7 protein-coding genes are annotated in these 24298 nt (G+C 61.5%); 2 read left to right on the top strand and 5 right to left on the bottom strand.

Annotation, left to right across the window (positions count from 1 at the left end; translation table 11 throughout):
• Positions 1-4: 4 nt before the first annotated feature.
• Together ACYZTY_RS18680 and ACYZTY_RS18675 are read left to right on the top strand one after the other, a co-directional pair.
• On the top strand, positions 5-13639 hold the full coding sequence (locus ACYZTY_RS18680) for a non-ribosomal peptide synthase/polyketide synthase (protein WP_461954957.1): 13635 nt from the start codon (positions 5-7) through the stop codon (positions 13637-13639).
• A gap of 66 nt (positions 13640-13705) precedes the next feature.
• Positions 13706-14659, top strand: a complete 954-nt coding sequence (locus ACYZTY_RS18675; protein WP_461954956.1) for an alpha/beta hydrolase — start codon at positions 13706-13708, stop codon at positions 14657-14659.
• A 138-nt stretch (positions 14660-14797) separates the two neighbouring features.
• Here the strand turns inward: ACYZTY_RS18675 and ACYZTY_RS18670 are convergent, their stop codons facing one another.
• The 5 genes from ACYZTY_RS18670 to pvdN form a co-directional block, all read right to left on the bottom strand.
• On the bottom strand, positions 14798-17218 hold the full coding sequence (locus ACYZTY_RS18670) for a TonB-dependent siderophore receptor (protein ID WP_461954955.1): 2421 nt from the start codon (positions 17216-17218) through the stop codon (positions 14798-14800).
• A 164-nt stretch (positions 17219-17382) separates the two neighbouring features.
• Entirely contained in the window at positions 17383-19032 is a 1650-nt protein-coding gene (locus ACYZTY_RS18665) for a cyclic peptide export ABC transporter (protein WP_461954954.1), read from the bottom strand.
• Between the two features lie 210 nt (positions 19033-19242).
• A complete protein-coding gene (locus ACYZTY_RS18660; protein ID WP_461954953.1) occupies positions 19243-21708 on the bottom strand; it encodes a TonB-dependent siderophore receptor in 2466 nt (821 codons plus the stop codon).
• 278 nt (positions 21709-21986) lie between these two features.
• Positions 21987-22865, bottom strand: a complete 879-nt coding sequence (gene pvdO, locus ACYZTY_RS18655) for a dihydropyoverdine dehydrogenase (RefSeq protein WP_461954952.1) — start codon at positions 22863-22865, stop codon at positions 21987-21989.
• 126 nt (positions 22866-22991) lie between these two features.
• Entirely contained in the window at positions 22992-24272 is a 1281-nt protein-coding gene (pvdN, locus tag ACYZTY_RS18650; protein ID WP_461954951.1) for a pyoverdine-tailoring periplasmic protein PvdN, read from the bottom strand.
• Between the last annotated feature and the right edge of the window lie 26 nt (positions 24273-24298).

Raw genomic sequence — 24298 nt, 5'->3', positions numbered from 1 at the left:
CGGCATGCAGCAGTTGATTGAATCGGTAGGCGCACTCTCTCCCGAGAAACGCAAGGCGCTGGCGATTCTACTGGGCAAACAGGGCATTAACCTCTATGGCATTGCTCCGATTTTTCGGCGCACTGCCGGTGAGCCCCTGTTGCTTTCCTATGCTCAGGAGCGGCAGTGGTTTCTTTGGCAGATGGAGCCGGACAGCGCGGCGTACCACATTCCGACGGCGCTGCGATTGCGCGGAGCGTTGGACATGGCGGTGCTGCAGCGCAGCTTCGATACGCTGATCGAGCGTCACGAAAGCCTGCGCACCGGTTTTGCCCGTGGAGATCAGGACCGGGCCATTCAGCTTATCAATCCACCGTTTGCGCTGCAGCTTGAGGTGCGTGCGGTGGACCCGGCAATTGATGAGGCCGCACTGCGCGGTCTGATCGAGGCTGAAATCGCCCGACCGTTCGACCTGGAACAGGACCCGTTGTTGCGAGTCCGCTTGCTGCGTCTGGCCGAGGACGATCACGTGTTGGTGATGGTCCAGCATCACATCGTTTCTGATGGCTGGTCGATGCAGGTGATGGTCGGCGAGCTGATTGAACTGTACGCCGGTTTCGTCCGCGGCACGCCTGCGGTGCTGGCGCCGTTGCCGATTCAGTACGCCGACTTCGCACAGTGGCAGCGCAGCTGGATGGACGCGGGGGAGCGCGAGCGTCAGTTGGCCTATTGGGTCGAGCACCTGGGCCGCGATCCGGGTGTGCTGGAGTTGCCGACCGATCATCCGCGTCCGCTGGTGCAAAGTTACCGGGGCGCACGACTCGACTTGCCGCTTGAAGGCGCACTGGGCAAAGGCTTGCAGGAGGTCGCCCGGCGTGAAGGCGTGACGCTGTTCATGTTGCTGCTGGCCTCGTTCCAGACCTTGTTGCACCGTTATAGCGGTCAGGACGATATCCGTATCGGCGTGCCGATTGCCAACCGCAATCGCGCTGAAACCGAAGGGTTGATCGGCTTCTTCGTCAACACTCAGGTCTTGCGCGCGACGATCGACAGCAGCATGACGTTCAGCGCGCTTTTGGCCCAGGCCAAGCAATCGGCCCTGGGCGCGCAGGCGCATCAGGACCTGCCGTTCGAGCAATTGGTCGAAGCCTTGGCACCGGAGCGCAGCCTGAGTCGCAGCCCGTTGTTTCAGGTGATGTTCAACCATCAGAGCGGTGCCCGACAGACCGGTCAGGCCATGCAGTTGCCGGGCCTGGTAGTCGAGAGCGTGAATTGGGACAGCCTCACGGCGCAGTTTGACCTGACCCTGGAAACCCATGAGTCGCCTGAAGGGGTCTGGGCGTCGCTGATTTACGCCACGGACCTGTTCGACGCCGCCACCATCGAGCGCATGGGTCGGCACTGGCAGTCGTTACTCAAGGGCATCGTGGCCAGTTCGCAGCAACGGGTCGGTGAATTGCCGATGCTCGACGGGGCCGAGCAGCAATTGATGTTGCGCGACTGGAACCGCGCGGACGAACCGTTCGCCAGCGATCTGTGCATTCACCAGCTAATTGCCCGGCAAGCCGCTGCAACGCCTGACGCCCGGGCGGTGACGTTCGCCGAGCGTCACCTGACGTACGCCGCCCTCGAAGGCCGGGCCAATCAGTTGGCGCATGCCTTGATCGAGCGCGGGGTCGGCCCGGAAGTGCGGGTCGGCGTCGCCATGCCGCGCTCGGAAAACCTGTTGATTGCATTGCTCGCGGTACTCAAGGCCGGCGGTGTGTATGTGCCGCTGGACCCGGACTATCCCGGCGAGCGCGTGGCCTACATGCTGGAAGACAGCCGCGCCTTGTGCCTGCTGACCGAGCGTGAGGTGACTGCGAGCCTGTCGGTCGCCAGCGGCACCGATGTGCTGCTGATGGACAATGCCGAGGCCGACTTTGCCGGTTATCCGCAGACGGCGCCGGTCACTCGGGTGCAGGCGGACAACCTCGCCTATGTGATTTACACCTCCGGTTCCACCGGCAAACCCAAAGGCGTGGCGATTGCCCATCGCAACGTTCTGGCCCTGATCGACTGGTCGAAATCGGTCTACAGCCGTGACGACATCCAGGGTGTTCTGGCTTCCACGTCGGTGTGTTTCGACCTGTCCGTGTGGGAGCTGTTTGTCACCCTGGCCAATGGCGGGTCGCTGATCATTGCCCGCAATGCCCTCGAGCTGGCGCAGTTGCCGGCACGCGATCAGGTGCGCCTGATCAATACCGTGCCCTCGGCCATTGCCGCGTTGCAGCGCAGCGGTGACATTCCACCCGGTGTGCGCATCATCAATCTGGCCGGTGAGCCGCTCAAACAAAGCCTGGTCGACACGTTGTATGAGCACACCACCGTCGAGCACGTCTACGACTTGTATGGCCCTTCGGAAGACACCACCTATTCCACCTGGACCCGCCGCACCGCCGGCGGTCAGCCGAGCATCGGCCGGCCACTCAAGCACACCGCCAGTTATGTGCTCGACGGCGAGTTGCAACCCGTGCCACAGGGCGTCGCAGCCGAGCTGTACCTGGCCGGTGCCGGGATCACCCGGGGTTACCTGGCGCGTCCCGGCCTGACCGCGGAAAAATACCTGCCCAACCCGTTTGGCGCACCGGGCGAGCGGTTCTATCGCACCGGCGACCTTACCCGTTATCAAGCGGACGGCAACTTGCAGTACGTCGGGCGTATCGACCATCAGGTCAAGGTCCGCGGGTTCCGTATCGAGCTGGGCGAAATCGAAGCGCGGCTATTGCAGCAAGACGCCGTGCGTGAGCTGGCGGTCCTGGCTCAGGACGGCGCGAGCGGTCAGCAATTGGTGGCTTACATCGTCCCAACTGTTGTCACCCGTGACGCCGAGGCACAAGCGCGCTTGAGTGAGGTGCTCAAAGCGGCGCTACGCGAACATCTGCCGGAATACATGGTGCCGGCGCACTTGCTGTTCCTCGACGCCTTGCCGCTGACGCCCAACGGCAAGCTGGATCGCAAGGCCCTGCCCAAACCGGATGCAGCGCTGGTGCAGCAAACCTACCTGGCCCCTGGCAACGAGATCGAGCAGCAGTTATGCGAGATCTGGCAGGGCGTATTGGGGTTGGAACGCGTCGGCGTGACCGACAACTTTTTCGCGCTGGGCGGCGACTCGATCATCTCCATTCAAGTGGTCAGCCGTGCCCGTCAGGCGGGCCTGCGCCTCACGCCAAAGGATTTGTTCCAGTTCCAGACCATTCAAGGCCTGGCCCGTGTTGTCCAGGTGGGCGACTCGTCCCTGAGCATCGAGCAAGGCCCGATCACCGGGACCACGCCGCTGTTGCCGTTCCAGCAGCGGTTTTTCGCCACCGAGATTCCCGAGCGTCAGCGCTGGAACCAGGCGTTGTTGCTCAAGCCGGCCGGCGCGGTAGACGCCGCCATCCTTGAACGGGCCTTGCAGGCGCTGGTGCTGCACCACGATGCCCTGCGCCTGAGCTTTACTCAAACCGACGGCGGCTGGACTGCGACTCACCGCGAGGGCAATGCCCAAACGCTGCTGCAATGCGTGACGCTGCAGCAGGCCAGCGAAGTCGAAGCCGTGTGCGAGGCGGCGCAAGGCAGCCTGAACCTGGAGACTGGGCCGTTGTTGCGCGCGGTGTTGATGGAGCTGGCCGATGGCAGTCAGCGCTTGTTGCTGGCGATCCATCACCTGGTGGTCGATGGCGTGTCCTGGCGGGTGCTGCTGGAAGATCTGCAGCGCGCCTGCGAGCAGCTGCAAAGCGGTCAAGCAATCTCACTCGCGGCCAAGACCAGTCCGTTCAAGGCCTGGGCCGAACACCTCCAGACTTATGCCGGCGATGCCTTGCAACCCGAACTGCACTGGTGGACTGAGCAACTGGCTGGCGTCACCGTCGATCTGCCGTGCGACAACCCGGACGGTGGTTTGCAGAACGCCCAGGCGCTGAGTGTCGAAACCCGACTGGATCCGAACCTGACGCGTCAGTTGCTGCAACAGGCCCCGGCGGCGTATCGCACGCAAATCAACGACCTGTTGCTGACGGCTCTGTCGCGGGTGATCTGCCGCTGGACCGGGCAGGCATCGGCCTTGATTCAACTGGAAGGCCATGGTCGCGAGGAGCTGTTCGACGACATCGATCTGAGCCGCACCGTGGGCTGGTTCACCAGCCTGTTCCCGGTCAAGTTGACCCCGGCCACCGCGTTGGCCGACTCGCTCAAAGCGGTCAAGGAACAACTGCGCGCGGTGCCGAACAAAGGCATCGGTTTCGGCGCGTTGCGCTATCTGGGCGATGCCCGAACCCGTGAGACCCTGGCGGCACAGCCCGTGCCGCGCATCACCTTCAACTACCTGGGGCAGTTCGACAGCCAGTTCGACGAGACGGCGCTGTTCGTGCCGGCCAGTGAAAGCACCGGTCGCGAGCAGAGCCCTCAGGCACCGCTGGCCAATTGGCTGGACGTCAACGGCAAGGTTTATGGCGGCGAGCTCAACCTGAGCTGGACATTCAGCCGCGACATGTTCGATCCGGCGACGATTCAGCGCCTGGCCGACGACTATGCCAGCGAGTTGAGCGCACTGATCGCTCACTGCTGCGATGCCCGCCATCGCGGCGTCACGCCTTCAGATTTCCCGCTGGCAGGGTTGAACCAGCAACAACTGGATGCGCTGGTCGCCGATCCGCAGTCTGTCGATAACATTTATCCGCTGTCGCCGATGCAGCAGGGCATGTTGTTCCACAGCGTGTATGAGCAGGATTCGGGCGAGTACATCAACCAGATGCGCGTCGCGGTGCAAGGGCTGGATGTCGAGCGTTTCCGCCAGGCCTGGCAAGCGGCGCTGGAGGCGCACGACATCTTGCGCACGCGGTTTGTCTGGGGCGGCGAACAGGCCCGACCGCTGCAAATCGTCGAACGTCATGCCGAGCTGCCATTCACCGTTTACGACTGGCGTGGGCAACCGGCCGACAACCTGGACGCACTGGCCGAGGCCGAGCGCAACCAGCCCTTCGACCTGACGCGGGTGCCGCTGTTGCGCCTGGTGGTGATACGCACCGCTGACGACCAGTACGAATTGCTCTACACCAGCCACCACATTCTCATGGATGGCTGGAGCAACTCGCAGCTGTTGGGCGAGGTGCTCCAGCGTTATGCCGGCCAGACACCGGCCGCGACAGTCGGGCGCTACAGCGATTACATCGCCTGGCTACAAGGTCAGGATGGCCAGGCCAGCGAACGGTTCTGGATGGCCCGACTGGCTCAACTCGATGAGCCGACACGCCTGGCTCAAGGTCTGGCTGACCGCTCGGCGCCGGGCATAGGCACTGGACATGACCAGCATCAGCATTTGATCGATGCCACCGCCACACTGCGCCTGGGCGAGTTCGCCCGGGAGCAGAAAGTTACCCTCAACACCCTGGTGCAAGCGGCCTGGCTACTGCTGTTGCAACGCTACACCGGCCAGTCGACCGTGGCGTTCGGCGCCACGGTGTCTGGGCGTCCGGCCGACTTGCCGGGCGTCGAGCAACAGGTTGGGCTGTTCATCAACACGTTGCCGGTGATCGCCCGTCCCGAACCGCAACTGACCGTCAGCGAGTGGCTGCAATCGGTGCAGGCGTTGAACCTGTCGCTGCGCGACTTCGAGCACACGCCGCTGGCCGACATTCAGCGCTGGTCGGGGCAGGGCAGCGATGGTCTGTTCGACAATCTGCTGGTGTTCGAGAACTATCCGATTTCTGAAGCGCTGGAGCAGGGCGCGCCGCTGGGCTTGAGATTCGGCCCGGTGGACACCCGAGAGCAGACCAACTACCCGCTGACCGTGGGGGTCAACCTGGGTCAGACACTGTCGCTGCATTACAGCTTTACTCGGGAACATTACAGCCTGGAGGCGATTGTTCGGCTGAACGCACAACTGGCTTCGTTGCTGGAACAATTCTGCCAATCCGCCAGCGTGCGCCTCGGTGCCTTGACGCTGCTCAGCGCCGCCGAACAGGCGCGTCTGCACGCCAGCAATGTCGCGCAACCGTGCACTGATCCGCTGCCGGTGCATCAACGCATTGGCGTGATCGCGGCGCAACAGCCTGACCGTGAAGCGGTTCGGTGCGGCGATCAGGTGCTCAGCTTTGGCGAGCTGGACACCCAGGCCAACCGACTTGCGCACCTGCTGATCGCCGAAGGCGTGGGGCCGGAAGTTCGTGTCGGTGTGGCCTTGCCCCGCAGCCCATCGATGCTGGTGGCCTTGCTGGCTGTCCTGAAGGCTGGCGGCGCCTATGTGCCGCTGGATGCCAGCTATCCCCGTGAACGTCTGGCTTACCTGATCGAAGACTCGGGCATCGCGCTGTTGCTGACCGATTCGGTGTTGAGCCAGCAATTGCCCCTGAGCAATGGTTTGCGTGCACTGGAACTGGATCGACTGTCGACCGAAGATTTCCCCGGCACTGCCGCGCAGGCCAGCGTTCACGACGAAAACCTCGCGTACGTGATTTACACCTCCGGCTCCACGGGTCAACCCAAAGGCGTGTGTGTCGCCCATGGCCCACTGGCGATGCATTGCCAAGCCATCGGCAAACGCTACGAAATGACCCCGGACGATTGCGAGCTGCACTTTATGTCGTTCGCGTTCGACGGTGCCCACGAGCGTTGGTTGACGCCATTGACCCATGGTTCGCGCCTGCTGATGCGCGACGACAGCCTCTGGAGCCCGGAACAGACCTACACCGCCATGCAGCAGCACGGCGTGACCGTGGCGGCTTTTCCGCCGGTGTATTTGCAGCAATTGGCCGAACACGCCGAGCACGTTGGCAACCCGCCAGCAGTGCGCATCTACTGCTTCGGCGGCGACGCCGTGCCCAACGACAGCTTCGAACGGGCACGGGCAGCGCTGGCGCCGCAGTACATCATCAATGGCTATGGGCCGACCGAAACCGTGGTCACGCCGCTGATCTGGAAGGCGGGCCGCAATGACATTTGCGGTGCGGCTTATGCGCCCATCGGCACGCGCATCGGTGACCGCAGTACCTGTGTGCTCAGTGACGATTTGAACGCACTGCCTCAAGGCGTCATGGGCGAGTTGTTCCTGGGCGGCACGGGCCTGGCCCGGGGTTACCTGGACCGTCCGGCGATGACCGCCGAACGCTTTGTCCCGGACCCGTTCGGTGCGCCGGGGGCGCGGCTGTACCGCAGCGGTGACCTGGTGCGCGAGCGTAAGGACGGCGTGTTCGACTATCAAGGTCGTGTGGATAACCAGGTGAAAATCCGTGGTTTTCGCATCGAGTTGGGTGAGATCGAAGCACGTTTGCTGGAACTTGCCGCTGTCCGCGAAGCGGTGGTGCTGGCGCATGCCGGGCCGAGCGGCAAACAATTGGCGGCCTATCTGGTGCCGACGCAACCGCTTGAAGAGCATCTGCAAGTCGCGTGGCGTGACGACATCAGGAGCCGGCTCAAGGACAGCCTGCCGGCACACATGGTGCCGGCGCATCTGATGCTGCTGGCGCAGTTGCCGTTGACGCCGAATGGCAAGCTGGATCGCAAGGCATTGCCAAAGCCGGATGCCAACCTGACGCAACACAGCTTTGTGGCGCCACGCACCGACATGGAACAGCGCATCGCTGCGATCTGGGCCGATGTGCTGCGCCTGGAGCGCGTCAGCTCGACGGATAACTTCTTTGAATTGGGCGGTGATTCGATCATCTCGATTCAAGTGGTCGGTCGCGCCCGTCAAGCGGGTATCCAATTCACGCCCAAGGATCTTTTCCAGCACCAGACCGTGCAGGCCCTGGCCGCTGTAGCGCAACCGGGCAGTACCGCGCTGACGATTGATCAAGGTCCGGTCAGCGGCGAAGCCCTGTTGTTGCCTTTGCAGCAGCTGTTCTTTGCCGGCGGCATTCCCGAGCGTCATCACTGGAACCAGTCGCTGCTGCTCAAACCGTCCATTCAGCTGCGCGCCGATACTGTCGAGCAAGTGCTACAGGCCTTGGTGCAGCATCACGATGCACTGCGCCTTTGCTTCAACGAGTCGGCGTCGGGCTGGACCGCCCATCACCGGCCGCGGGAGGCCGGTCAAAAATTGTTGTGGCAAACCACGCTGGCCGATGCCGGCGACCTCGAAGCCAGCTGCCAGCAAGCCCAGCGCAGCCTGAACCTGCAAAACGGTCCGCTGCTGCGCGGTGTGTTGCTCGATTTGCCCGACAACAGTCAGCGCTTTTTGCTGGTGGTGCATCATTTGGTGGTCGATGGCGTGTCCTGGCGCGTGTTGCTCGAAGACCTGCAAACCGCATTCACCCAAGTCCAGGCCGGCCGTTCGATTGCCTTGCCGGCCAAGACCAGCGCCTTCAAAACCTGGGGCGAACACCTGCAGCAATACGCTGGCACCCTGGACGCTGAACTGGCGCTTTGGTCTGAACAACTGCAAGGCGCGGCACTGGCGTTGCCTTGCGAACGTCCCGACGCCAGCCTGCAAAACCGCTACGCGCACAGTGTGCAGACCCGACTCGACAAGGCCCTGACCAGTCAGTTGCTGCAACAGGCGCCAGCGGCTTATCGCACCCAGGTCAACGACCTGCTGTTGACCGCGTTGGCGCGGGTCATCTGCCGCTGGACCGGTGATGCCTCGACCCTGATCCAGCTCGAAGGTCACGGTCGCGAAGACGTGTTCGACGCGGTGGATCTGAGCCGCACCCTGGGCTGGTTCACCAGCCTGTTCCCGGTACGTTTGACACCGTCAGCGACGGTCGATGACTCGATCAAGCAGATCAAGGAGCAACTGCGGGCGATCCCCAACAAAGGCATTGGCTTCGGCGCCTTGCGTTACCTGGGTAACGAGTCGGCGCGTCAGCAACTGGCCGCGCTGCCCATGCCGCGCATCACCTTCAATTACCTGGGCCAGTTCGACAGCCAGTTCGACGAGGCCGCGTTGTTCGTTCCGGCCAGTGAAAGTGCCGGCGATGAACTCAGTGACCTCGCCCCGCTGGGCAACTGGCTGACCCTCAACGGTCAGGTGTATGGCGGTGAGTTGAGCCTGTCCTGGACGTTCAGCCAACAGATGTTCGACACCGCCACGGTGCAGGCGCTGGCCGACGATTACGCTCGGGAACTGGCGTTGCTGATCGAGCATTGCCTGGCGCCGGACAGCCATGGACTGACTCCGTCGGACTTCCCGTTGGCGGCATTGAGCCAGGCCCGTCTGGACGGTTTGTCGGTGCCGGTGCGGGAGATCGAAGACGTTTACCCGTTGTCGCCGATGCAACAGGGGATGCTGTTCCACACCCTGTCCGACGATGGCAACGACCTGTACGTCAATCAGCTGAACTTGTCGGTGGAAGGCCTCGACATCGAGCGCTTTCGCGCGGCGTGGGAATGCGTGGTGCAGCGTCACGAGATTCTGCGCACTTCGTTCCATTGGCAGGATGGCCAAGCCTCGCCGGTGCAGGTGGTGCATCGTCAGGGGGTGGTTGATCTGCAAGCGGTCGACGGCCCGATGGATGAAGCCCGACTGGCCGAGTTCGCGCGTCTGGAGCGGGTCAAGGGTTTCGAACTGAACCGTATGCCGCTGCAACGCACGCGGCTGGTGCGCACCGGGGCCGATCAGTATCAGTTGATCTGGACCAGCCACCACATCCTCATGGACGGCTGGAGCAGTTCGCAGCTATTCGGTGAAGTCCTGCAGCATTACGCCACCGGGCAGGTGGAAGGCGAGAGCGGACGTTATCGTGATTTCATTGCGTGGTTGCAGGATCAGGATCAGGGGCGCCTGGAGCAATTCTGGAAAGGCCACCTCAAGACCCTGGCCGAACCGACGGCGCTCAGTCAGGCCATGCACCCGCGTCATGACTCCACGGAGCACGGGCACCAGGCCCTGTACACCCAATGGAATGCGCAACAGACCGCGACGCTGCAACAGCATTGCCGCGCCCAGGGCATCACTGCCAACACGCTGATTCAAGGTGCGTGGCTGCTGGTGTTGCAGCGCTACACCGGTCAGCACAGCGTGGCGTTTGGCGCCACGGTGGCCGGGCGTCCGGAAGGTTTACCAAATGCCGGCAGCATGCTCGGGCTGTTTATCAACACCTTGCCGGTGATCCAGACCCTGGAACCGGCTCAACGCCTGAATGAATGGCTGGGCAGCTTGCAAGCCTACAACCTTGACCTGCGCGAGCACGCCCACGCGCCGCTGGCGGATATTCAGCGTTGGTCGGGGCAGGGCGGCCAGCCGTTGTTCGACAGCATCATAGTGTTCGAAAACTACCCGATCGACCAGCGTCTGGAACAGGCTCAAGGCGGGCTGCGTTTTGGCGCCTCGGCCAGCCACGACGTGACCAACTTCCCGATGGACCTGGCGGTACACCTCGGCGAAGAACTGTCGATCGAGTACCTGTTCCTGCGGGATCGTTTCAGTGTCGAAGCGGTCGAGCGGATTCGCCAGACCATGGAAATGACCCTGCAAGCGATGCTCGATGCGCCGCTTGAACGGCTCGGTAACCTGCCACGCCTGGCGCCGCAGCAATGGCAGGCGTTGCAACAGTGGGGTGGGGAACCGCAAGCGGTCCATCGTCGTGAACTGCTTCCGGCATTGATTGCGGCGCACGTGGTTCCGCGTCCGCACGCAGTGGCGGCAGAGTGTGCCGGGCAGGTCCTGAGCTACGCCGACCTGGAGTGTCGTTCCAATCAACTGGCCCATCACCTGATGGCCATCGGTGCCGGACCTGAAGTGGTGATCGGTGTGGCGCTGGAGCGTTCGCTCGACATGTTGGTGGCGTTGCTGGCGGTACTCAAAAGCGGCGCGGCCTATGTGCCATTGGACATCGATTACCCGAGCGAACGTCTGGCTTTCATGATCGAAGACTCGGGCATGACCCAGATGATCAGCCGTGGGACGGCGGCCCTGCGCCTGCCGTTGCCAGCCGAGCTGCCGCTGCTGGATCTTGACCATTTCGACGCTCATCAGTATCCCGACAGCGCCCCGGCGGTGCAGGTTTGGGAAGAAAGCCTGGCGTATCTGATTTACACATCCGGCTCCACCGGTGTGCCCAAAGGCGTGGCGGTGACCCATGGACCGCTGAGCATGCATTGCCAGGCGATCCGCGAGTTGTATGAGATGGACCACACGACCCGCGAATTGCACTTCATGTCGTTCGCCTTCGACGGGGCCCACGAGCGTTGGCTGACCACGCTGGCGTTCGGTGGCACGCTGGTGCTGCGTGACAATGAACTGTGGACGCCGGAGCAGACTAGCCACGCGTTGCAGAACCTGTCGATCGATATCGCCTGCTTCCCGCCGGCCTATCTCAAACAGGTGGCCGAATACGTTGAAGGCAGCGGCATGAGCGCGCCACAGGTGCGTATCTATTGCCTGGGCGGGGATGCCGTGCCGGAGCAGACGCTGGCGCAGGTGCGCCGAGTACTGCGTCCGCAATACATCACCAACGGTTACGGCCCGACAGAAACGGTGGTCACGCCGATGCTCTGGAAGGCGGCCAACGATGAAGCGTGTGCGGCGGCCTATGCGCCGATCGGACGGGTGGTCGGTCAGCGTTCGTTGTGGGTCCTGGACGATGATCTCAATCCGTTGCCGGAAGGCTTGTCCGGGCAATTGCACATTGGCGGTTACGGGGTTGCCCGGGGTTATCACGGTCGCCCGTCAATCACCGCCGAGCGCTTCGTGCCGGACCCGTTCGGCGAGCCGGGTAGCCGGTTGTATCGCAGTGGCGATCTGGTGCGTTTGCGCGCCGATGGCATCCTCGATTACGTCGGGCGTGTCGACCATCAGGTCAAGGTCCGTGGCTTTCGTATCGAATTGGGTGAAATCGAGGCCTGCTTGCGGGCCCAGGACGGCGTCAGCGATGCCGTGGTAATTGCCCGTGACGGCGTTTCCGGCAAGCAGCTGATCGGCTACGTGGTCAGTGCGCAAGACGATGCGGGTGATCGCCTCAAGTCCGCGCTGCGGGCGCAGTTGCCGGAATACATGGTGCCACTGCAGGTGATCTGTCTGGCGCGCATGCCGATTTCACCGAACGGCAAACTTGATCGCAAAGCCTTGCCGGAACCTGAATTCCAGGCCGAGCGTTACGTGGTGCCGCGCACCGCTGAAGAGGCGTTGCTGGCGCAGATCTGGGCCGATGTCCTGCAAGTGGAGCAAGTAGGGATCAGCGACAATTTCTTCGAGTTGGGCGGTGATTCGATTCTCAGCCTGCAAGTGATCTCCAAGGCGCGTAACCACCCTGAGTTGAAACTGGACATCAAACTGCGTGACCTGATGCGCTTCCAGACCATTGGCAATCTGTTCGATCAGCACGTGGTCGCCCAGGCTGCCTTGGCGCCGGATACCACCCATGTGGCCCAGGCCGGTGCCTTTGGCCTGATTCCGATTCAGGCGTGGTTCTTCGACGAGAAGATGAGCGAACCGCACCACTTCAACCAGGCCATGATGTTACGCGCCCGCCAAGGGCTCGACGCCCGGGCACTGGAGCGCACGCTGCAGCGGATGCTGGAGCAGCACGACTCCCTGCGCTTGCGCTTCTTCCAGGATGGCGGTCGCTGGTTCCAGCACTACCAATCGGTGCAGGACAGCTTGCGCCTGGCCGAGCAGAACCCGTTGCTGTGGCAGCGTGACGTCAGTGACGTCGCGCAACTGGAGGCGCTGACCAATGAGGCGCAACGCAGTTTGAACCTGGCTGAAGGTCCGCTGTTGCGAGCCATGCTGGTGAGCCTGCCGGACGGCGAGGTGCGCTTGCTGCTGGTGGTTCATCACCTGGTGATCGATGCGGTGTCCTGGCGTGTGCTGTTGCAGGACTTGCAACTCGGTTATGAAGCCTTCAGCCAGAACCGTGAGCCGGTGCTGGATGTGCGCACCAGCAGCTATCGTGCCTGGGCCGATGGCCTGGCGGCGCAGGTGCCGATGCTGGTTGAGAGCGAGCTGGGTTACTGGCTGGAACAGCTCGATCAACCGGGTCAGGACTTGCCATGCGACAACCTGCGGGGCAAAAACCAGGTGCGTTACCGCGAAGAGACCTTCATGGGCCTGGACGCAACACGCACCGGGCAACTGCTCAAACAGGCGCCTGCGGTCTATGGCACGCAAATCAACGATTTGTTGCTGACGGCCCTGAGCCGCGTGCTGTGCCGCTGGAGCGAAGCGTCTTCGGTGCTGGTGCAACTCGAAGGGCACGGCCGTGAGGATCTGGTCGAAGGCCTGGACTTGAGTCGTACCCTGGGCTGGTTCACCAGCATGTACCCGGTGCGTCTGGCGCCCGTGGTGGAACAGGATTTTGGTGCGTCCATCGCCGCCGTTCGGGATCAACTGGCGGGTGTGCCGCACAAAGGTGTCGGCTACGGCGCATTGCGCTACATGGCCGAGAATCCCGTGCAGGCGCAACTCGCGGCATTGCCTCAGGCGCGGCTGACCTTCAACTACCTGGGGCAGTTCGACCAGACCTTCGATGAGCAGGCGATGCTGATGCCGGCTGAAGAGGGAATCGGCGATACCTACAGCCTCGAAGCAGGGCTGGGCAACTGGCTGGAAGTGGTCGGCCAGGTGTTTGACGGCAAGTTGTCGATGCGCTGCATCTACAGCACCCGACGTTATCGCCCGAGCACCATCGAAACCTTGATGCAGCACTATCAGGCGGAGCTGGAAGCGCTGGTCGAGCATTGTCTGCAACAGGCGGCGGTGTAGTCGACTTCTCAACCTTTACTCAAAGGGTCGGTCGCTCTTGATGAGCATCGACCCGGGATGTCATTCATGTCATTGAATTCTGAAGTGGCCGCGTTTCTCGATCTGATCGAAGACAATCAGGACGGCGCCATGGCTTTCCACCGCTCGACGCCCGAGCAGGCGCGGCAGGCGTTCGAACAGTCCTCGCAACAGATGCGCTGGGCGGCACCGGACGTCGAAGTGAGCGAGGTGCAGCACACCGCCCGTGACGGCAGTGTCCTGGCCTTGCGCCTGTACCGTCCGTTGCAACGCACGACCGCGCTACCCGTGCTGCTGTTCTTGCACGGTGGTGGCTTTGTGGTCGGCAGCCTCGACTCCCACGACGGCATCTGCCGTGAGTTTTGCGCACGTACCCCGTGTGCGGTGTTGTCAGTGGGCTACCGCTGCGCACCCGAGCATAAATTCCCCACGGCGCTGCACGACTGCGCCGACGCGCTGGACTGGTTGCGCAGCCAGGCCGGCGAATTTGGTCTCGACCTGTCGCGCCTGGTGTTTGGCGGTGACAGCGTCGGCGCCACCCTGGCGACGGTGTTGGCACTCCAGGCGCGCGAACCGGATGCGTTGAAACCGTGCCTGCAACTGTTGTGCTATCCGGTGACCGATGCTTCGCAGCGATTCGAATCCATGGACCTGCTGGGCGAGGGTTACCTGCTGGAAAGCGACACCCTGGAATGGTTTTACCAGCACTACGCGCGCAGCATCGAGGATCGCAGCGACTGGCGCTTCTCGCCACTGTTGTGTCCCGACCTCAAGGACGTGGCGCCTGCCTATGTGGCGCTGGCCGGCTTCGATCCGCTGGTGGACGAGGGGCGGGCTTATGCCGAGCGTCTGGCGGGTGTGAATGGTCTGTTGGAGTGTCGTGAGTTTGGGGGGCATGTGCATGACTTTTTGCGGATGCGCATGGTGACGGAAGAGGTGGAGGAGATTTATCAGGTGCTGGTTGGGGTTTTGCGGGGGGGGATGTATCCGGTAGTTGCCTGAAAAAAAGGATTGCAGGTCACCCAGCTGCAAGAATGTGGCTTGGTGACTTTTTTATTAGCCGTACGGCCTTACAAAACCATCACCCACAAAAAAAGCGCACCGGTTTCGCCGGTGCGCTTTTTTGTTGCGCCTGTTGAATCAGAAGTTGTACTTGAAGCCCGTCATGATGTTGCGCGGTGCGCCGTACATGCCGTGGTCGCCGGCGTAGCTCAGGTACTCGCGGTCGAACACGTTGTTCAGGTTGACCGATGCACTCAGGTTTTTGCTGATGTCGTAGCGGGCCAGCAGGTTGGTAACGGCGTAGCTGCCCTGGGTGAAGGTGTGCAGGTCGTTGCCCGTCTTGCTCTGCCAGTTCACGCCACCACCGAGGGTGACCTTGTCCAGCACGCCAGGCAGGCGATAGCTGGTGAACGTCTTGAGGCTGTGACGGGGCAGGGTAGTGACGATGCGCTGGTCATCGGAGTCGGTGCTGACGGCGTAGGCATAGCCGGCAGACGCCTGCCAGCCTTCGGCCAGTTCACCGTCAAGCGTGAACTCGGCACCTTTGGTGGTGGTGCCTTGCTCGGACTTGTAGGTGTTGCCGCCAGGGGTATCGATCCAGATGGCCAGGTTGTCTTGTTCAAGCTTGAACAGCGCGACGCTGGAGTTCAACTTGCCGTCGAAGTGACTGCCCTTGACACCGACCTCGTAGCCGGTGCCTTCCATCGGGTCCAGGGGTTTGTTGTTGACGTCGCGAACCCAGGACGATTGCGGGTTGAAGATTTTGGTATAGCTGGCGTACAGCGACCAGGTGTCGTTGAGGTCATAAACCACGCCGGTGTACGGGATGAACACGCCGGTTTCGGACTCTTCGGTTTTGGTCTCTGCCGCACCGTAGGGCTTGTCTTCGATGTCGCGATGCCAGTCGATGACACGGCTGCCCAACAGCACGCTCAGGTCGTCGGTGACGTGCAGACGGGTGGCCAGATAAGCCGCGTACTGGGTTTCGTCGGTGGTGGATTTGCCGGTGACAGCGAAGTCCGGTTTGACCGAGTCGCCGTTCCAGTTCAGCAAGTTGTCGATGGCGCCGGCCGGGGAGCCCGAATAGTCATATTTCCAGCCACCGTAGCTCGGCACGTTTTCATAGTAGTTGGACAGCGTCACACCAGCGATCAGCTCGTGTTCGCGTCCCAGCAGGCTGAACGGCCCGGTGAGGTAGGCGTCGAGGTTGTTCTGACGTGGTGTGCCGGAGAAGCGAACCGGCAACTGCGTGGTGCCACTGCCGTCGGGGTTGAGGCCGCCGTTGACGTAGTTGAACACCTCGTCGAATTTGTTCTCGGAGTGAGTGAACTCGACCTTGCCGCTCCAGCCGTTGTCGAACTGGTGTTCGATCGAGGTGAAGTAGCTCGTTTGTTCGTGGTCGTTATAGGACCAGGTCTGTGCCGAGTTCAGCGAACGCTTGAGGTTGGTGCGCGAGCCGTCGGTGAAACGGGTCGGCAGGCCGGAGCGCATCGGCGAGTCAACGTCGGTTTGCTGGTAGCTGAAACCCATGGTCAGCAGGGTGCTTTCGCTCAGGTCGAACTCGGTGATGCCATAGACCAGTTGCGAATCCTGTTTGTAACGGTCGATCCAGGATTGCTCGGTCTTGAAGTCGGCGACCAGGCGGCCGCGAATGTTGCCGGTTTCGTTCAGCGGGCCGGAGACGTCGAAGCCGCTGCCGTAGCGATCCCAGTTGCCGGCTTCACCGGTGATGCTCGCCTGGGCCTCGGCCGTCGGGCGTTTGCGGATCAGGTTGATGGTCGCCGATGGGCTGCCCAGGCCACTGATCAGGCCGGTGGCACCGCGCACGACTTCAACGCGGTCGTACATCGCCATGCTCTGGGTGTAGTTGTCCATGCGCTTGACGGTGGGGACGCCGTCGATTTCGAAGTTCTGAATCTCGAAACCACGGGAGAAGTAACCGTCGGATTCGGCACCCTGGCCGTCGCGCAATACGATGATGCCGGGAGTGGCGTCAAGGGTGTCGCTGAGGTTGGTCAGGCGCTGGTCGTCCAGACGCTGGCGGGTCATGACGGTCAGCGACTGTGGTGTTTCTTTGGGGGTCAGGTTCAGACGCGTCGAACTACTGGACGAGTACGTGGTGTAGAGCCCGGTGCCTTCGGTGGTCGAACCCGGCGCCTTGCCGGAAATCGATACGGCGCCGAGTTCCAGCGCGTTGCCGGCACCTGCCGGCGGAATCAGCGAGACCGTATTGCCGGTCATCTGGAATGTGATGCCGCTCCCCAGCAGCAAGTTATTAAGCGCCTGTTCCGGTTCCAGGTGACCGGACACCGCGCTCGATTTCAGGCCCGACAACGTTTCCGGGCTGTAGAGAATCTGCAGGTTGGCTTGTTGACCCAATTGCTGCAGTGCGCTGGACAGCGGCTGCGCCGGTACATTCACATCGACCGGGGTCGCTTGTACTTGTGTGGTGCCCAGCAACAGCAGGGTCAGCAGGGCGCCGGACAATACGGTGCGACGGGGATTCTGTCGGGAGACGGCCAATGCCAGAGGTGCGCGGGACAACGTTAAGCTTTGCATCGCTCGGAATGCTCCTGAAGTACGTGTGCAGTTTTATTAGTTAATGATAATTAGACGCAACACCGCAGAAAAACCGGAAAAAAATCCCGCAAACCGCGAACTTATTTGCTATCGCGAGCGTGCGGGACCGTTTTTGCCTTGATTAAAGGCGCTGCGGGGTCGTATCAGGCTGGGTTGAGGGCCGTCATTACTTGTCCGGCTTCCATGCGTACCAACTGGTCAGCAACGTCGAAATAACGGTCGTCGTGAGAGATCACGATGATCGTCTTGCCCAGACGCTTGAGGTCTGGAAGGAGCTCGGTGTAGAAAATCCGCCGGAATGTCGGGTCCTGATCGGCCGCCCATTCGTCGAACACCAACACCGGTCGTTCTTCCAGCCAGGCGTTGACCAGCGCCAGCCGCTTGCGCTGGCCGGTCGAAAGGTCAGTCGTGGTGAAGCTGCCGTCCTGGATGCTGACCTTGTGGGCAATTTCCAGGCGTTGCAGATATTTGTTCGCGTCTTCGGGAATGTGCGTGTCGCCCTGCACCACGTCGTCGAACAGGTAATAATCGGCAAAGATCGTGGTGAACAGCTGACGGTAATCGTCGCGGTTGACGGCGCTGATGATCTCCCCGTTGAGGCGGATTTCCCCTTGCTGCGGCGGGTAAAGTCCCAACAGCAATTTGATCAGGGTGGTCTTGCCGCAACCGTTCTCGCCGACGATGAAAATGATGTCTCCCTGTTCGATTTTCAGGTTGACCGGCCCCAGGGAAAAGGCGTTGCTGCCCGGTGCGGCAGGGAAGGTGTAACGCACATCGTTGAGTTCCAGGCTGTGCACCGGCGACGCTTTTTTACCCTGGTCGCTGAGTAGCAGGTGCGGTTCCGGCGAAGAGAATTGCTCGGACAGTTCGGCAATGCGGCGAAAGGCGATCTGTGCACGACTGACAATCGGCAATGTACCGACCAGATGTTCCAGTGGCCCTTTCATGTACAGCAACACCAGGACAAAACCGCTCATCACCGATTTGTCGGCGCTCGGCCAGAACGATTGCAGGGCCAGTGCCAGGCCGATGACAACAAAGAACAGCATCGAGCCGAAGGTCTTGGCAATGACGAACGTATTAATCGATTTAATCTGGGTTTTGCAGATGAAGTCGGCCGTACCTTTGATACCCGCGTTGAACATGCGCTGGCGGCGAGGGCGGTGAATGCGCAGTTCCTTGGCGCCTTCAGCAATGGCGTTGTAATGCTTTTGCAATTCGTCTTCGGCGTCGCGGGCGGCGAAGAAGCCCTTGATGCCGAGGCTCTGGGCGAAATATTGAATGCCGGTGCCGATGATGATTGCCACGACCATGATCAGAAACATCGGCCACGACAGCATGGCCAGATAGCCCATGCAGCCCAGGGTCACGGTCATGGAAATGGCCAGGGGCGCGAAGGCAAAGGCGAAATCGCTGATGGTGTCGACGTCGTGGGTCAATACCGGAATCAGGCGATGGCTACGGTAGCGTTCGATCTGTTCGATTGGCGCCGAGAGCACTTTTTCGCCCAGTTGCTTACGCAGGGTGGCGATGATGTGTTGGCCGACGTAGTTGGTGCCAATGTCCGAGCAGATCGAACTCAGCAGCGCCACCAGGCACAGACCGCCGAACAGTGCGACAACGCCCTGGGTCAGGCCGGTGTCCGAATGAAGGGCATTGTTGATGGTCGCCAGCAGCACGGTGACACTCAGGCCGCCGACCATGCCCAGGATAATGGAGACCGCGACGACGAGCCGGAAGGGTTTGAGTAGGGTGAACAATTCATGAATTGCACCGCGCGTAGGCTGAGTCATGAGAGGACAGTTCCTTGGGTATAAAGGCAGATACCCAGTAGAACGTCTGATCGAAGGGTTAATTTAACTGGCTGGCGACTGACGGCGACCCCCATAAACCTGTGGGAGCGAGCTTGCTCGCGATGACTGCCCGACATTCGACACAAATCTGCCAGCCAAAAAAAATGCCCGCATCTCACGACTTGGGCATTTTTCATTTCAGCTCACGACTCAGAAGTCATACTTCGCGGTGACCTGCACGTTGCGCGGCTCACCGTAGAACGTGGTATCGAAGTTGCCCAGGCCCGTCAGGTAGTTCTTGTCGAAGACGTTGTTGGCATTGACGGTGAAGCTCAGGTGGTCGTCGAACTGGTAACGGGTCATCAGGTCCACGAGGGTGTAGCCACCTTGCTTGATCTGGGTGTAGTCGCCCACGCTGGCGCTGTAGATCTTGCCGTAGAACGCGCTCTGCCAGCTCACACCGCCACCGACGGTGAACTTGTTCATCACACCTGGCAGACGATAAGTGGTGAAGGTGCGCACGACGTGTTCAGGGCGGGTGGTGGACAGCGGGTAGCCGAAGATCCGTTGCTCGTCCTGGTCTCGGGTACGGGCATAGGTGTAGCCGGCGGACAGGTTCCAGCCCTCGGCCAGTTCACCGGCCAGTTCCAGTTCCACACCCTTGGTGGTCGCGCCGTCGATGGCTTTGTAGATGCCTTCGTTGGTGACCGGGTTGGTGCCGATCGATTCTGCGACGTTTTGCTGCTCGATGCGGAAGAACGCCAGGCTGGCGTTCAGCTTGCCTTCGAAGTAGGCCGCTTTCAGACCGGTCTCGTAAGCGTTGCCTTCAACCGGTTCCAGGGTGGAACCGTTGGCGTCCTTGTTGATTTGCGGCTGGTAGACATTGGTGTAGCTGGCGTACGCAGAGTACGTGTCGTTGAGGTCGTAAACCACCCCGGCGTAAGGGGTGACGACGCCATGTTCCTTGTAGCTGGCGTGGGTGTCGGTCTGACCGGCACCCGGGTTGTAGCTGTAGTCTTCGTTGTACTTGAAGGTGCTCAGACGGGTGCCGAGGATGAACGACAGGTCGTCGGTCGGACGCAGGCGCGTGGCCAGGTAAACGCCGTTCTGGCTCTGGGTGCGTTCGTATTTGCCGTTCTTCGGGAATTCCTGTTTCGGCAGTTCGCCGTTCCAGTCATAGATGCTGCCTGGCACTTGGGAGAACGCGCTGGTGTCGTAAGTCGCGCCGGTCTGACGCGAGTGGGACGCCATGACACCGGCGACCAGTTCGTGCTCACGACCGCCCAGGCTGAACGGACCGGAGACGTTCACGTCAGCGGTGTTCTGCACGCGATGGCCTTCCCAGCGACCCCAGTACATGAACATGCCTTCACCGGTGGCGCGGTCCGGGTTGCCGCCGCTGGCCGAGGCCAGTTGGGTGTCGTGATCGGTGGTTTTCTGGTCCAGGCTGACTTTGAGTTTCCAGTCATTGGCCAGCGCTTGTTCCAGCGACGCGAAGTAGGTGGTGCTGTCGAAATCGCGACGGCTCCAGTCGGCTGCCGGGTTGAAGTGACGCGGGAATTCGGTACGGCCGCCATCGGCGAAATACGTCGGGTTGCCGGTCCAGGACGAGCCACGCGGGGTCGCGCTGGACTTGTCGATGCCCAAGGTCAGCAATGTGTCGTCGGTCAGGTCGGCTTCGAGGACGCCGTAAAACAGGTCCTTCTTCTGGCTGTAGTGATCCAGGTACGAATTGGCGTCCTGATACGTGGTCACGAAGCGCCCGCGTACGTTGCCCGAATCGGTCAGCGAACCGGAGATGTCGCCTTCAGCGCGGTACTTGTCCCAACGGCCGGCGGTGGCGCTGACCGAGGCCTTGAATTCCTTGGTCGGCTTCTTGCGGATCAGGTTGACGGTGGCAGACGGGTCGCCGGTACCGGTCATCAGGCCGGTAGCGCCCTTGATGACTTCGATGTGGTCCAGGCTGGCCGAGTCGTCGCTGTTGTTCGGGTTTTCACCGTACACACCGTCGTAGAGGGTGTTGACGCCATCGTACTGGAAGTTGGTGATGGCCTGGCCACGGGCGGAAAATTCGGTACGGTCACTGTCGTACTTTTGCGACGTGATGCCGGGGGTGTTGCGTAACGCATCGCCGACACTCTGTGCGCCGCGATCGTCCATTTGCTGACGGGTCACCACGGTCACCGATTGCGGTGTTTCGCGAAGGGTCAGCGGCAGCTTGGTCGCGGTGGTGGTGGCGCCGGTGGTGTAGGAGTGGGTGTCTTCCGTGGTCAGGCCCAGGGCCTGGCCGGAAATCGTGGTCGCGCCCAGTTGCAGGCCCGAACCGCCGCCGGATACCAGGGTAACGCTGTTGCCATTGATCTGGAACGAAATGCCGGTGCCTTTGAGCAAGGCGCTCAAGGCCTCGGACGGCTCCAGCGAACCGGACACTGCACGGGATTTAATACCGGCAACCTGATCTGGGCTGTAGAGGATTTGCAGGTTGGTCTGCATCCCCAGCTCGGTCAGCGCGTTGGAAAGCGGCTGCTCGGCAATATTCACTTTTACAGGTGCAGCATTGGCCATCGAGCTCCCCAGCAAGGTGGCGGTCAGCAGTACGCTGGTGAACAGGGTGCGATGCAATGTCGGGCGCTGTACGGCCAACGCGAGAGGTGTGCGGCGTGGTTGAGGTCGCATTACTTACCTGAGTTCCTGAGAAATGTTGTGCAGAGTTTTTGTTAATAAGAATGATTATTAGACGCGGCGCGATTAGGAAACCGGAAAGAAACCCGTCACATAAATTTCAGAAAGATGAACTGACGGGGTGCTGTGGCAAGAGGGGGTCGCTGCGGCGAAGTAACGGTCATCGTGGGCGTTCACGGATCGCTAAGCAGCAAATGCGGTTCGGGGGTGGAAACTAACTCGGCGAGCCGGCTCCTGGAGCCAGCTCGCGCCCACGGGGGCAGAGTCTGGTCTTACAGATCTCGCACGATACGGAACCCCATCCAGTCGCCACGCTCTTGCGGGTACTGGCTGTTACGGTTGCCGGAGCGGGAGAACACCGGCGCTTCGCCCCAATCGTTGCCACGGATGCGCACGGCTTCGCAGTTGGGTTCAACCCAGGCGCTGCCATCGGTGGGGGCGCCGACGTAGTCCGGGTGCTCGCAGTCTTCGACCCATTCGTAGACATTGCCGTGCATGTCGTACATGCCGAACGCGTTGGGTGGATAGCTGCCTACAGGCGAGCTGTAGCTGTAACCGTCCGCCGGGCCGTAGGTGTTGGCGTTTTTGCTGATGCTGTATTCCTTGCCTTCATCGAACGGGAAGGGGAACGGTCCTTTGGTGCCGCCTCGCGCGGCATATTCGCGTTGGGCTTCGCTGACCATGTGGTACTTCTGCCCGGTCTTTTTCGAGAGCCAGGCGACGTAATTCTTTACGTCATCGAAGTTCATGCACACCGCCGGCTGGCGCGGGCCCTGTGGATAACGCGGTTTGCTGGCGACGCACTCGCGACCCGGCCGGGTATCGCCGTTGGCGATGGTCACGCCGCTCTCGCGCGCGTAACTGTCCCATTCACTGGCGGTGACCTGGAATCGGCTCATGGCGAACGGTTTGGCAAAGGTCACTTCGTGCATCGGACCTTCGTCGGGCTCGCGACCGACTTCATCGTCCGGCGTGCCCATGTTGAAGGTGCCGGCGGGCAACACGACCATTTCCGGGCAATCGCGGCAGTCCTTGAACACCTTGCCGGGTTGCGGGGCGGTGGCGGCCTGGGCGGCGGTTGGCAGTAGGCCGGCGAGGAGGGCGGTCAGGGCGAGTGCCCTGAGCGGCAGGGTTAGTGGGTTGCTGTTCATGAGTTGTCTCAGTCAAAGAAAAAAGCGTGGCGATAACGAAACCTGTAGGAGCCAGGCTTGCCGGCGAAGGCAATCTTGAGGCCGCCTTCGCGGGCAAGCCTCGCTCCTACACAGACAGCGGTCTGCTCAGGCGATCTTGCTCAGCAAGGCCATGAAGCGGTCGATGTGGTTTTCGGTGTTGAGCAGGCCGGGCGCGATGCGGATCACCGGGCCGACGTCGCGGTCCACCGAGTCGCAGACCACGCGGTTTTCCATCAACTGCACGGCGACTTTTTCGCAGTCGCGGTCCTTGATCCGGAAAAAGGTGAAACCGGCCGACAGGTCCGGGCTCTTCGGCGTGACCAGTTCGATCTGCGGGTGTTCCAGCAACCGGTTTTTCGCATAGGTGTTGAGGGCGTGGATGCGCGTCTGCACCTCGGCCTTGCCCAGTTCCAAATGCAGCTTGAACGCTTCGTCCAGGGCCCAGCGATGTTCAAAACTGTGATACCCGCCTGGCGTCATGATCGTTGAGAAGGTGGTGGCTTCGGAGAAGGTCGGAATCGTCGGCGTGACGTCCTTGAGCTCAGCGGAACGGGCGCAGATGATCCCGGTGCCACGCGGGCCGAACATCCATTTGTGGGTGCCGGCGATGAAGAAGTCGCAGTGCATGTCGGGGAAGTCGAGGTCTTCGACGCCGAAACCGTGCACGCCATCGACCACATACAGAATGCGGTCCTTTTCCTCGCGGTTGCGATTCTGCTCGTCCACCAGTTTGCCGATGTCACCGATCGGCAGTTTCACGCCGCTACCGGACTGCACCCAGGTCATACCCAGTACGCGGGTTTCGGGACGGATACCTTTGGCGATTGAGCCCAGCACCTCATCTACCGAAACGTTGTGGCTGTTCTCGAACAGCTTGAGCTTGCGCACCTTGACCCCGTCCTTTTGCTGGCGGTAACCCAAGGCGTAATGGGTGGCGTAGTGTTCGTGCTCGCTGGTGAGGATTTCCTGATCCGGGCGCACATGAATGCCGCCGTAGATCAGTGACAGGCCTTCCGTGGTGCTGCCGGTCAGGGCGATTTGCTCAGGCTTGGCCTTGAGGTAACGCCCGGCCCAGACGCGAACCTCCTGCTCGCGTTTTTCGGTTTCGCCCAGGTCCCAGTCCATCGCCAGGCCCGGGTTGCGGTCGAGGTTGGCGCGGTGGCGTTCGATCGCCTCACGCACCGGGCGAGGGTGGGACGTCACCAGAAAGTTGGCGAAGTGCAGGTAGTCCGGATCCTGGTCGAACAACGAGCGCAATTGCGCCCATTTGTCCTTGGGCAGCGGCACTGGATTGGCAGCCAGCGCCGGCAGATTCACGGCAGAACCCAGGGGCAGGCTAGCGGCAAGAATCCCGGCCTGCTTGAGGAATGAACGGCGGTTAGTCATGAGTTCGGTTCGCTTTTGCAAAAGAG

The sequence above is a fragment of the Pseudomonas sp. LB1P83 genome (genome assembly GCF_054897885.1).
This window is presented reverse-complemented; position numbering and strand designations above follow the sequence as displayed.

Bases quoted from the DNA above. Each gene is read 5' to 3' on its own strand.
- ACYZTY_RS18680 (WP_461954957.1), top strand. From the start codon at position 5: ATGCAGCAGTTGATTGAATCGGTAGGCGCACTCTCTCCCGAGAAACGC.
- ACYZTY_RS18675 (WP_461954956.1), top strand. From the start codon at position 13,706: ATGTCATTGAATTCTGAAGTGGCCGCGTTTCTCGATCTGATCGAAGAC.
- ACYZTY_RS18670 (WP_461954955.1), bottom strand. From the start codon at position 17,218: ATGCAAAGCTTAACGTTGTCCCGCGCACCTCTGGCATTGGCCGTCTCC.
- ACYZTY_RS18665 (WP_461954954.1), bottom strand. From the start codon at position 19,032: ATGACTCAGCCTACGCGCGGTGCAATTCATGAATTGTTCACCCTACTC.
- ACYZTY_RS18660 (WP_461954953.1), bottom strand. From the start codon at position 21,708: ATGCGACCTCAACCACGCCGCACACCTCTCGCGTTGGCCGTACAGCGC.
- pvdO (WP_461954952.1), bottom strand. From the start codon at position 22,865: ATGAACAGCAACCCACTAACCCTGCCGCTCAGGGCACTCGCCCTGACC.
- pvdN (WP_461954951.1), bottom strand. From the start codon at position 24,272: ATGACTAACCGCCGTTCATTCCTCAAGCAGGCCGGGATTCTTGCCGCT.